The following is a 10,710-nucleotide window of genomic DNA, read 5'->3' on the forward strand; positions in this document are numbered from 1 at the left end:
GCAGGCGGCGGAACCCGGTGATCCGGTGGACGGTGGCGGCGCACAGCGCGGCCGCCACCGCCGCCGTCACCACTTCGAGCAGCCCCACGCCGGTCAGGTCGGCCGGGCCGCGCGTGCGCGGCAGCCGCACCAGGACGAGCCAGATCAGGGCCAGCCAGCTCAGCCACCAACCGATGAGCAGCGGCAGCCAGCGGGACCGGTCTCCCCGGCCGTGCGCCGCCTCCCGCCAGGCCCGGTCGGCGATGATCGGGGGCGCCACGAGGTTCACGCCCGGCACCAGCCAGGCGCCGAGCGCGTAGACGCCGGAGGAGGCGGGCCGCACCCGCCGCAGCCAGCTCAGATAGGCCACGGCGCAGGTGAGGGTGGCCGCGGCGAGCAGCAGCATCAGAAGCGCGAACACGGTCACGGCCCCGACCACCTCGCGCGCGGCCGGATCGTGCGGATCGCCGCCGAACGCGGCGATCTCCCGGATCAGCCGCCGCCCGCGCACGTGCTCGAAGACGACGAGCGCGGCCATCGAGGCGACCTGCGCGCCGAGGCTCGCGTAGACAGCCACGGCCGACCGGCTCACTTCCGACGAGGCGGACCGCATGTGTTTCTCCCCCCGGCCTCCGTGTCACTTGCCCCTCTCGTATCCCATTGGTACCTGGGCTAATCGGGGCCGATTCGGTGCTCGTCGCAGGCCATAGAAAGGTTTGGCACGCGCTTCCCCCCGCTTGGCCGGTCGATCGATCCCCGCTGGTGAAAGAGCCGGTCAAAGACCCGGCGCCCGTACGGCCCGCGACCGGGGGGCGGGGACCGAGGCGCCGTCCTGGGGCGTGCCGGACGCTCCCTAGCCGAGGACGAGGTCGCGCACCGTGCGCAGCGTCTCCTCGTCGCGCGGTCCCATGACGAGGAGGTTCGTCACCGGGCTCGCCCGCCACGGCGCCAGCCGCTCGCGGATCCGGCCGGGCGGGCCGACCAGGGAGATGCCGTCGGCCAGTTCGTCCGGGATCGCGGCGAACGCCTCCTCCTTGCGCCCGGAGAGGTAGAGCGCCTGGATGTGCTCCGCCGCCTCGGCGTACCCCATGCGGCCGATGATGTCGGCGTGGAAGTTGCGCGTCTTCGCGCCCATGCCCCCGATGTAGAGCGTGAGCATCATCTTGACGCCGTCCAGGGCGGCCCTGACGTCGTCGGTGACCAGCACCATGACCATGGCCGCGACGTCGAAGCCCGGCCGCGCCCCGGCGAGCGAGGAGCCGTACATCGGGCCGATCTTCTCCGGGAAGGTGAACAGCGGCAGCCAGCCCTGGGCGATCTCGGCGGCGAGGGCGACGTTCTTCGGACCCTCAGCGCCGAGATAGACGGGGATGTCGTCGCGGAGCGGGTGGGTGATGAGCTTCAACGGTTTTCCGAGGCCGCCGGGAAGCGGCAGCGGATAGTGCGGCCCGTCGTTCGTCACGGGTTCCTCGCGGCGCCAGATCTTGCGCATGATCTCGACGTACTCGCGGGTCCTGGCCAGCGGCCGGGCGAACGGCCGGCCGTACCAGCCCTCGACGACCTGCGGGCCGGACGCGCCGACGCCGAGAATCAGCCGGCCGCCGGTGAGGTGGTCCAGCGTCATCGCGGTCATCGCGGTTGCCGCCGGGGTGCGCGCGGAGAGCTGCGCCACACTCGTGCCGAGCTTGATCCTGCTGGTCCGCGCGCCGTACCAGGCGAGCGGGGTGAACGCGTCGCTTCCGTACGCCTCGGCCGTCCACACCGAGTCGTATCCGAGGCGCTCGGCGGCTTGGACGAGCGCGGTCGCGTCGTCGGCGGTCCGCTGCCAGTAGCCCAGATTCAGTCCCAGCCTCAGGTCCTCGGCCACCCGGTCCTCCTCAGGTCGCGTCGTGCGCGTGGAACCTGATTAGAACACGTTCTAGCCCGGATAGGCACGGGCCAGATGGTCGGCGACGGCGGCGATCGCGGCGTCGGCGTCACCGTCCCGCACCGCGGCGTGAATGCGCCGGTGGTCGGCCTGGAGACCGGCGGTGTCGCCGAGGCGGAGCACGGCGTCGATGGCGTAGCGCCGTACGGCGTCGCGGAGCGCGCGCATGATCGCGGAGGTGAGCCGGTTGCCCGACGCGGCGGCGAGCGCCATGTGGAACGCGATGTCGTGCGCGACGAACTCCTCGGGCGTGGCCGCCGCGTCCATGGCGTCGACGGCCCGGGCCATCTCGCCGAGCGCGGCGCCGCCGTCGCGCGCCGCCCGGCCGGCCGCCCACTGCTCGATCATCAGGCGGGTGTCGACCACCTCGCGCATGGAGAGCGTGGACAGGCCCAGGTTGAGGCGGAGCAGGTCGGTGAGCGCGGTGTCCGGCCGCGAGGTCAGCACCGCTCCGGCGTCCGGGCCCCGGCCGACCTGCGACGACACCACGCCGAGGGTCGCGAGCGCGCGCAGGGCCTCGCGGACCGACGAGCGGCTCACCTGGAGCTGCTCGGCGAGCTGCCGCTCACCGGGCAGCCGGTCGCCGACGGTGAGCCCGTCGGCGGCGATCCGCTCCTCGATCCGGTCGAGGACCTCCTCGAAGGCCCGCGTACGGGCGCCCGCCGGGGCGCGCCGCGGCTCCCGGGAACCATCGCCGCCGTTCAACGTCCGTCCTCCTCCGCGCTGTCCCGGCCCCACGCCGGGTGTATGGTCAGACCATATTTGGTCCGACCATACATGCGGGAGCCGTACGTGCGGGTCGCCTTGTTCATCACCTGCGTCAACGACACGCTCTTCCCCGGGACGGGGAAGGCGACCGTGACGCTGCTGCGCCGCCTCGGCGTCGACGTCGACTTCCCCCGCGCCCAGACCTGCTGCGGGCAGATGCACGTCAACACGGGCTACCCCGAGGAGGGCGTACGGCTGGCGCGCCACTTCGCGGACGTCTTCGGCGGGTACGACGCGGTGGTCGTGCCCTCGGGCTCGTGCGGGGCCATGGTGCGCGAGCAATATCCGCGGCTGGCGCCCGGCGTGACGGACGACGTGGTGCCGAAGGTCTACGAGCTCTCCGAGTTCCTGGTCGACGTGCTCGGCGTGACCGACGTGGGGGCGTACTTCCCGCATCGGGTGACCTACCACCCCACCTGCCACTCGCTGCGCGGCCTCCACCTCGGGGACCGGCCGCTGCGGCTGCTGCGCGACGTCCGGGGGCTGGAGCTCGTCCCCCTTCCCGGAGCCGACGAATGTTGCGGCTTCGGAGGCACCTTCGCCGTGAAGAATCCCGCCATCTCCGCCGCGATGTGTTCCGACAAAGTAGGAAATGTCATGACCACGGGGGCGGAAGTCCTGTGCGCGGCCGACAACTCCTGCCTGATGCACATCGGGGGAACGCTCACCCGCCAGAAGACCGGAGTCAAGATCATGCATCTGGCCGAGATCCTCACCGCGACCGAGGCCACCGAAGCGGCGAGGGCGTTCGCGCCGACGAGGGCCACCCAGGTGATCGAGGCGACCGGGACGCCTCAGGACACCGAGGCGACGACCGGGCCGACGACGGGGCCGACGACCGGGCCGACGACCGGGACGGCCGGCCGCGGGACCGAGGGGGGCGAGCCGTGAGCCGCACCTTCCTCGGCATGCCGGCCCGCGCGCTCGAACGCGGCTTCCCCTCCAACGCGGCCATCGCCGTAGGCGACTCGCAACTGCGGTTCAACCTGCGCAAGGCGACCCGTACGATCCGCGGCAAGCGGGCGGCGGTCGTATCCGAGCTCCCCGACTGGGAGGGGCTGCGCCAGGCCGGCAAGGCGATCAAGGATCACACGCTGCGCAACCTCGACCGCTACCTGGAGCAGCTCGAAGCCGCGGTCACCGCCGCGGGCGGGCACGTCCACTGGGCCGCGGACGCGGACGAGGCCAACCGCATCGTCGCCGTCCTGGTCAGGGCCACCGGCGAGACCGAGGTGGTCAAGGTCAAGTCGATGGCCACCCAGGAGATCGGACTGAACGAGGCCCTCGCCGCCGAGGGCGTCACCGCGTACGAGACCGACCTGGCCGAGCTGATCGTCCAGCTCGGAGACGACTGGCCCTCGCACATCCTGGTCCCGGCCATCCACCGCAACCGGGCCGAGATCCGCGAGATCTTCCAGGAGCGGATGGGCGAGTGGGGCAGACCCGCGCCGGAGGACCTCACCGACGACCCGCGCGCGCTCGCCGAGGCCGCCCGGCTGCACCTGCGCGAGCGCTTCCTCTCCACCAAGGTCGCGATCTCCGGGGCGAACTTCATGATCGCCGAGACGGGAACCCTGGTCGTGCTGGAGTCCGAGGGCAACGGCCGCATGTGCCTCACCCTGCCCCGCACGCTGATCAGCGTCGTCGGCATCGAGAAGATCCTGCCGACCTGGCGCGATCTGGAGGTCTTCCTCCAACTCCTGCCGAGAAGCTCGACCGGTGAGCGGATGAACCCCTACACCTCCACCTGGACCGGCGCGACCGAGGGGCAGGAGTTCCACCTCGTCCTGCTCGACAACGGCCGCACCGACGTCCTCGCCGACGAGGTCGGCCGCCAGGCGCTGCGCTGCATCCGCTGCTCCGCCTGCCTCAACGTCTGCCCGGTCTACGAGCGCGCCGGCGGCCACGCGTACGGGTCCGTCTATCCCGGGCCGATCGGGGCGATCCTCACTCCCCAGCTCCGGGGCATGGGCTCCGAGCTGGACCGCTCGCTGCCGTACGCGTCGTCGTTGTGCGGGGCCTGCTACGAGGTGTGCCCGGTGGCCATCGACATCCCGCAGGTGCTGGTGGATCTGCGGGCCAAGGCCAGGCACCCGCGCGCGGAGCGTCTCGGCATGGCGGCCGCGGGCTGGATCTTCAACCGGCCGGAACGGCTGGCGCGCGCGCAGCGGGCCGGCGGCCGGCTGCGCCGGTTCGTGCCGAAGCGGCTGCCCGGCCCGATGTCCGCCTGGACCGACACCCGCGACATCCCTGACATTCCCCGTGAATCGTTCCGCGACTGGTGGGACCGTACCGACGGAGGCGGCCGATGAACTCGCGCGACCTGATCCTCGCCCGCGTCCGCCGCGCCGTCGCGGGCGCGCCCGACGCCGAGGTGCCCCGCGCCTACCGCGGCGCGACCGGTGCCGTGGCGGGGAGCACCGTGCCCGGGAACGCCGGGGCGGAGAGCGCGGTGGCCGGCGGGGTCGCCACCGGGGACGGCGGCCGGGCGGCCGGCGAGCGGCTGATCGACCTGCTCGCCGAGCGGCTCCGCGACTACCGGGCGATCGTCCACGTGGTCGCCGAGGCCGAGGCCGCCTCCGTCGTCGAGGAGGCGCTCGCCCGCCGGAAGGCCGCCCGCCTCGTCGTCCCGGACGGTCTCCCGCCTTCCTGGCTCCACCCCCGCAAGGCCGGCGTGCCGTACGAGACCGTGGGGGACGACCCCGAGCTGAGCCCGGCAGACCTCGACCGCGTGGACGGCGTGATCACCGGATGCGCGGTGGCGATCGCGGAGACCGGGACGATCGTCCTGGACGCCGGGCCCGGCCAGGGACGGCGGGCGCTGACGCTGCTGCCGGACTACCACCTGTGCGTCGTGTCCGCCGACCGGATCGTGGCGGGCGTGCCGGACGCCGTGGCGCGGCTGTCTCCCGAACGGCCGCTGACCTGGATCAGCGGCCCGTCGGCGACCAGCGACATCGAGCTCGACCGGGTCGAGGGCGTGCACGGCCCGCGCACACTCGAAGTCGTGATCGCCACGTGAGGCGCGGCTCCGGCGAGTGATCGGCAGACGGACGATCAGTATCTGAGCACCGCGCCGACCCCGTCGGGAGCGTCGAGGTCCGGCACGAACCAGAGCTCGGCGTCGGTCACGGCGACGGCGCGGGCCAGGGCGGCGTCGGCGCGCTCCTCGACCGGCAGCTCCACGCCCAGGTCGTTCAGCTCGCCGGGCTCGGCGGCGAGCTGGGTGCCCTCCGGGCCGATCCACAGCGTGGCGTCGGAGGACGGGTCGTCGCGCAGGAGCAGCGTCGCCACCCGCCCGTCGCGCAGCGCCCGCGCGGTCTCCGCCAGCCCCGTCGCGTACGGCCCGGAATGGTAGGCGTCGAGCAGCGCGGCGTGGCGTTTCCTCTGCCAGACCTCGATGGCGTGGTCCACCTCCGCCTGGAACGGCTCGTCGGCGGACCCCGGAGCGCGGCTGCCGCGCTCGGCCACCACGACACGCCCGGCCGTCTCCTTGCCGAGGGCATCCATGATCATGCGGCGGGTCTGCGGCTCGCCCGCCAGCACGACGAGCTCGGCGCCGATGCCGTGCGCCTCCTTGTCGATCACCTCGGCGGCCGCGACGGCGTTGCGCCGCCAGGTCTCCTCGGCGTCCCGCTCGTACCGGGTCTGCGACCACCCTCCCTGGCCGGTCTTCTGGATGGGCCAGTCGGCGGCGGCCTCCACTGTCAGCTCGCGCTTCGGCCCGCCGCAGGACACGATCACCTCCGCGCCCGCGTGGTCGGCCAGGACCTCCAGGTGCGGCACCGTCTCCCCGCGCTGGGCCAGCATGGGCACCACATGGGGCAGCGGCGACCAGCGGGCGATCTCGCGCCGGGGCGGCGCGGCCAGAGGCTCGGTCAGCACGACGGACCCGCCCTCGGCGAACACCGCGCGCCCGGGGGCGGCCTGCGCGGGCTCGGTGACCAGTTCTCCGATGGGCGCGCGGACATCGGGCGGGGCGCCCCGCGCCGCCAGCTCCTCGTCGATCCGCCGCCAGCGCAGCTCGACCGCGGTCGCGGCGTCCTCGGTCACGCGGGCGGTGTCCAGATAGACCGAGACGAAAGGTCCACGGCGCTCGTACAGATGACGGACTGAGGCCAGTCTCACGTGGTCTCCCCTCACCAGCGGTGGCGTTCCACGCCGAGCCCGAGAGCCTCGGCCACCTCACCGACGTTGTGGAACATGAGCTCGGGAAGCTGGCGCACGGCATCGACCACGGCGTCGGGAGCGCTCTTGCCCTCGGCGTGGGCCAGCAGGTTCTCGCGGTTGGCGGGATATTCGGCGTCGCTCAGCCACTTCGCCAGGTTGCTGCGGCGCTCGACGTCGGCGGGGGTGATGCCGGCGGGCGTCCCCGGCTCGTGCCCCGGCGGCCGGCGGGGCGGCGCCAGGTCGTCCTCCGCCCGCTGCGTCGGCTCGGGCTCCTTCCACTCCTCCGCGTGCGAGGTGCCTCCACCCCGTGTGAGACCCTCCGTCTCGTGCTTCTGCTCGTCATCCACCCGGGGGCTGTGCTTGTCGCTGCCGCGTTGGATACTCATGACCTCACCTCCCGAATCGGGTCATGTGGAGGCCCGTACCCGCCCCGTCCCCCCCAAACATCGCACCCGGAGGGAATCCATGTTCGACGAGCGCCTCACGATCGCCACCGAGAGGCTCGTCCTGCGGCCCTTCGGCCCCGGTGACTCCGCCCAGGTACGGGAGATCCTCAAGGAGGGAGGAGAGACCGGCCTGCCTCCGGGCGCGCCCGGGCACGCCGCCGGCATCGGCCCCTGGCTCTCCCAGGGCGTACACGACCTGTGGCGCTCCGGACAGGGCATCCACCTCGCGATGGACGCCGGAGGCGTGATCGTCGGGGCCATCAGCCTCTTCAAGACGCAGTGGGAGGCGGGCACGACCGAGGTCGGCTACGGCGTCCGCCCCGCCCACCGGGGCCGCGGGTACGCGCCCGAGGCCGTCAGGGGGCTGACCGAGCGGGTGCTCGGCGGCGGGACGCTGCGCCGGGTCGAGCTGCGCGCGAACCTGGACAACACCGCCTCCATCCGGGTCGCCGAGAAGGCCGGGTTCGTCCGGGAAGGCGTGCTGCGCGGCGCCGGGTTCGAGGACGACGGCCCGCACGACCTGGTCGTCTTCGGCCTGCTGCGCGGCGACGGCCGCACCCTCGTCGAGCGCAGGCTGAGCGGCGACCACGTCGTGCTGCGGCCGTTCGACCGGCGGGACGCCTTCGACGTGCTCGCCGCGGTGCGGGACGACCCCGAGATCGCCCGCTGGATGCCGTGGGCCGCCGGATACACCCTGGAGCGGGCGGTCGAGTGGTGCACCCGCCACGCCCACATGCCCGGCCTCTCCGGCGCCAACTTCGCGATCGAGCCGCGTGAAGGGGGACGGCTGGCCGGAGCCGTGGGCGTGCACCGGGCGGACCGGGAGCGCCGCGACGTGGAGGTGGGCTACTGGATCTCGCCGTGGGCCCGCAGGCGGGGCTACGCGGCGGAGGCGACGCGGATCGTCACCGCCCACCTGTTCGGCCTCGGCTTCGACCGCGTCCAGCTCGTCATCGCCACCGGAAACCACGCGAGCCGGGCGGTGGCGAAGCGGGCCGGATTCGTCCAGGAAGGCATACTCAGGCAGGCGGTTCCGGTGCCCGGCGGGCGCTCCGATGCCGTAATGTTCAGTGTGCTCAGAGGGGAAATGTAATGAAATTTCCTATGCGTGGAGCGGCCACCGGCCGGATGATCGTCTCGCCCTCCTGACCCTCGCCGACGGCGCGAGCAGTGCCCGTCGTCGGCACGGTCGGCTATCCTCGCGAGCCGGATTACAAATCCGCAGGTCAAGGCATGGGAGATCAGGCAGATGAAACCGCCGCTGCTGCTCGTCGGGCACGGGACCCACGATGAGACGGGCGTCGCCGAGTTCGGCAGGTTCGTCCATCGGCTCCGCTGCCGGCTCGACCGGCGCGTCGCCGAGGTGACCGGAGGCTTCATCACCAAGGCGAGGCCGCAGCTCAGCGACTCCGTCTCCTCACTGATCGCGCACGGCCACCACCACGTCATCGCGCTGCCGCTCAGCCTCACCGGCGACCGGGAGGCCCTCGGCGACATCCCCGGCACCATGGCGCTGGAGCAGGAACGCCACCCGACCCTGGAGTTCGACCTCGCCCGGCCGCTCGGCCCCGACCCCCGCATCCTCGAACTGCTCGCCGAGCGCCTCGCGGACGCCCAGGCGGACATGCCCCGCCTCGTCACCGAGGAGATGCCCGAGGACGTCGACCCCGCCGAGACCGCCGTCGTCCTCGTCGGCCACGGCGCCGCCGACCCCGCCGTCAACGCCGAGGTCCACCGGGTCTCCCGGCTGTTCTGGGAGACCCACGCCTCCGACATGCTCACCGTCGAGACCGCGTACGTCTCGCACAACCGGCCCGGCGTCCCCGGCGGCCTGGAGCGCTGCCGCAGGCTCGGGGCCAAGCGTGTGATCGTCCTGCCGTACATCCTGTTCGCCGGCGGCGTCCTCGAGCGCATCTGGGCCCAGGCCCTCGCCTACGGGGCGAACCACGAGGGCCTGGACATCCGCTGCGCCGAGGTCATCGGCGACTGCGAGGGCCTCGCCGACGTCGTCATCGACCGATACGAGGAGGCGCTCTCCGGCGCGGCCGACACCGGCGTGTGGACCGCCCGCCGCCGCTTCACCGAGGCGCTGGCCGTCGAGCGGATCGCCAGGGACGAGCCCGAGTCGGAGATCCCCACCCCCGTCTGACATTGGAGAGCACGCGTTGACACCGCTTGATGAGACGATCTCGGCGATCCGCCCGGCCGACCAGGACGCGATGGCACGGGCCAGAGAGCACCAGGACCGGCTCACCAAGCCGCGCGGCGCGCTCGGCGCGCTCGAGGACGTCGCCGTACGGCTCGCCGGGGCGGCGGGCGCCTGCCCGCCGCCGATGCCGGTGCCCGCCGCGCTCGCGATCTTCGCCGCCGACCACGGTGTCCACGCGCAGGGCGTCTCCCCCTGGCCGCAGGAGGTCACCACCCAGATGGTGGCCAACTTCCTGGCAGGAGGGGCCGTGGCCAACGCGTTCGCCGCCTCCGCCGGCGCCTCCGTGACCGTGGTCGACGTGGGCGTCGCCGCCGACCTGCCCGGAGCGCCCGGCCTGCGCGCCCGCAAGGTCGCGTACGGCACGGCCGACCTGTCCCTCGGCCCCGCCATGACCGCCGACCAGGCCGCCGCTGCGCTCCATACCGGCGTCGAGACGGCCCGCGACCTGATCGAGGCCGGCGCCCGCTGCCTGATCACCGGGGACATGGGCATCGCCAACACCACCGCCTCCGCCGCGCTGATCTGCGCGTACACGGGGCGCGACGCGGCGGAGGTGACCGGGCGCGGCACCGGCATCGACGACGCCACCCACCAGCACAAGATCGGGATCGTGCGCCGGGCGCTGGAGGTCAACCGGCTGCGCGAGACCGACGGCTTCGCGCCGGAACGCCGCGACGACGCGCTGCGCGCCCTCGCCGCCGTCGGAGGGCTGGAGCACGCCGCGATCGCCGGGTTCATCCTCGCCGCGGCCGCGGCGCGCGTGCCGGTCATCCTCGACGGCGTGATCGCCGGGTCCGCCGCGCTCGCCGCCGTGGCCCTCGCCCCCGCCGCCGCCGCGTACTGCGTCGCCGGGCACCGCTCGGCCGAGCCCGGCCACGCCGCCACGCTCGACCACCTCGGCCTGCGGCCGCTCGTGGACCTCGAACTCCGCCTCGGCGAGGGCACCGGCGGCCTGCTCGCCCACCCGCTCGTCAGCGCCGCCGTACGCGTGATGCACGAGGTCGCCACCTTCGACTCCGCCGGTGTGACCGACAAGGAGAGCTGACCCCGCTGCCATAGGATCTACCGCGGGCTCCACGAGGGAGTGTCTGACAAATGTTGTCCGTCGCAGGCGCGGATCCCGATGGATGCATCGCAAGGCGGAGGAGGAGGCCGTAGCGCCAGCTACGGCCGACGACGACAACGCGGCGAGGCGCCATCTGGGCCGCGCG

At 73.3% G+C, this 10,710-nt stretch carries 9 protein-coding genes and 2 pseudogenes; 6 read left to right on the top strand and 5 right to left on the bottom strand.

Annotation, left to right across the window (positions count from 1 at the left end; translation table 11 throughout):
- Window positions 1–28 precede the first annotated feature (28 nt).
- From AWQ70_RS42065 to AWQ70_RS21895, 3 genes and pseudogenes are all read right to left on the bottom strand, one after another.
- Window positions 29–592 (bottom strand): annotated as a pseudogene (locus AWQ70_RS42065) (DUF4328 domain-containing protein); the annotation flags it as partial.
- 240 nt (window positions 593–832) lie between these two features.
- The gene (locus AWQ70_RS21890; RefSeq protein WP_067179027.1) at window positions 833–1,846 is read right to left on the bottom strand and encodes an LLM class F420-dependent oxidoreductase; all 1,014 of its coding nucleotides are present in this window, start codon (window positions 1,844–1,846) and stop codon (window positions 833–835) included.
- A 51-nt stretch (window positions 1,847–1,897) separates the two neighbouring features.
- Window positions 1,898–2,611, bottom strand: a complete 714-nt coding sequence (locus AWQ70_RS21895; RefSeq protein WP_067179028.1) for a FadR/GntR family transcriptional regulator — start codon at window positions 2,609–2,611, stop codon at window positions 1,898–1,900.
- An 87-nt stretch (window positions 2,612–2,698) separates the two neighbouring features.
- Here AWQ70_RS21895 and AWQ70_RS21900 point away from each other — a divergent pair.
- The 3 genes and pseudogenes from AWQ70_RS21900 to AWQ70_RS21910 form a co-directional block, all read left to right on the top strand.
- Window positions 2,699–3,406: pseudogene (locus AWQ70_RS21900) on the top strand ((Fe-S)-binding protein); the annotation flags it as partial.
- Between the two features lie 155 nt (window positions 3,407–3,561).
- Window positions 3,562–4,986, top strand: a complete 1,425-nt coding sequence (locus AWQ70_RS21905) for a lactate utilization protein B (protein WP_067179031.1) — start codon at window positions 3,562–3,564, stop codon at window positions 4,984–4,986.
- The gene (locus AWQ70_RS21910; protein ID WP_067179033.1) at window positions 4,983–5,696 is read left to right on the top strand and encodes a LutC/YkgG family protein; all 714 of its coding nucleotides are present in this window, start codon (window positions 4,983–4,985) and stop codon (window positions 5,694–5,696) included. Before AWQ70_RS21905 ends, AWQ70_RS21910 begins: the two co-directional genes overlap by 4 nt.
- Before the next feature lie 35 nt (window positions 5,697–5,731).
- Here AWQ70_RS21910 and AWQ70_RS21915 read toward each other — a convergent pair whose 3' ends face one another.
- Both AWQ70_RS21915 and AWQ70_RS21920 read right to left on the bottom strand, forming a co-directional pair.
- Window positions 5,732–6,802: a baeRF2 domain-containing protein gene (locus AWQ70_RS21915; RefSeq protein WP_067179035.1), complete on the bottom strand. Its 1,071-nt coding sequence runs from the start codon at window positions 6,800–6,802 to the stop codon at window positions 5,732–5,734.
- Window positions 6,803–6,813: 11 nt separating this feature from the next.
- Window positions 6,814–7,230, bottom strand: a complete 417-nt coding sequence (locus tag AWQ70_RS21920) for a DUF2795 domain-containing protein (protein WP_067179037.1) — start codon at window positions 7,228–7,230, stop codon at window positions 6,814–6,816.
- Between the two features lie 79 nt (window positions 7,231–7,309).
- On the opposite strand from AWQ70_RS21920, the gene AWQ70_RS37860 reads away from it, so the two are divergent.
- From AWQ70_RS37860 to cobT, 3 genes are all read left to right on the top strand, one after another.
- Window positions 7,310–8,383, top strand: a complete 1,074-nt coding sequence (locus AWQ70_RS37860; protein ID WP_169808716.1) for a GNAT family N-acetyltransferase — start codon at window positions 7,310–7,312, stop codon at window positions 8,381–8,383.
- Window positions 8,384–8,539: 156 nt separating this feature from the next.
- Complete coding sequence (locus tag AWQ70_RS21930) at window positions 8,540–9,439, top strand: sirohydrochlorin chelatase (protein ID WP_084517582.1); 900 nt, start codon at window positions 8,540–8,542, stop codon at window positions 9,437–9,439.
- Window positions 9,440–9,455: 16 nt separating this feature from the next.
- Window positions 9,456–10,544 carry a nicotinate-nucleotide--dimethylbenzimidazole phosphoribosyltransferase gene (gene cobT, locus AWQ70_RS21935; protein ID WP_084517584.1) on the top strand — a complete coding sequence of 363 codons (1,089 nt, stop codon included), beginning with the start codon at window positions 9,456–9,458 and terminating at the stop codon, window positions 10,542–10,544.
- Window positions 10,545–10,710: the final 166 nt, after the last annotated feature.

The sequence above is a fragment of the Microtetraspora niveoalba genome (assembly GCF_001570405.1).
Lineage (GTDB): Bacteria > Actinomycetota > Actinomycetes > Streptosporangiales > Streptosporangiaceae > Microtetraspora > Microtetraspora niveoalba.

What these genes read in the sequence shown, in the direction of transcription:
- AWQ70_RS21910 (WP_067179033.1), top strand. Translation starts at nt 4,983, where the DNA reads ATGAACTCGCGCGACCTGATCCTCGCCCGCGTCCGCCGCGCCGTCGCG.
- AWQ70_RS21930 (WP_084517582.1), top strand. Translation starts at nt 8,540, where the DNA reads ATGAAACCGCCGCTGCTGCTCGTCGGGCACGGGACCCACGATGAGACG.
- AWQ70_RS37860 (WP_169808716.1), top strand. Translation starts at nt 7,310, where the DNA reads ATGTTCGACGAGCGCCTCACGATCGCCACCGAGAGGCTCGTCCTGCGG.
- AWQ70_RS21920 (WP_067179037.1), bottom strand. Translation starts at nt 7,230, where the DNA reads ATGAGTATCCAACGCGGCAGCGACAAGCACAGCCCCCGGGTGGATGAC.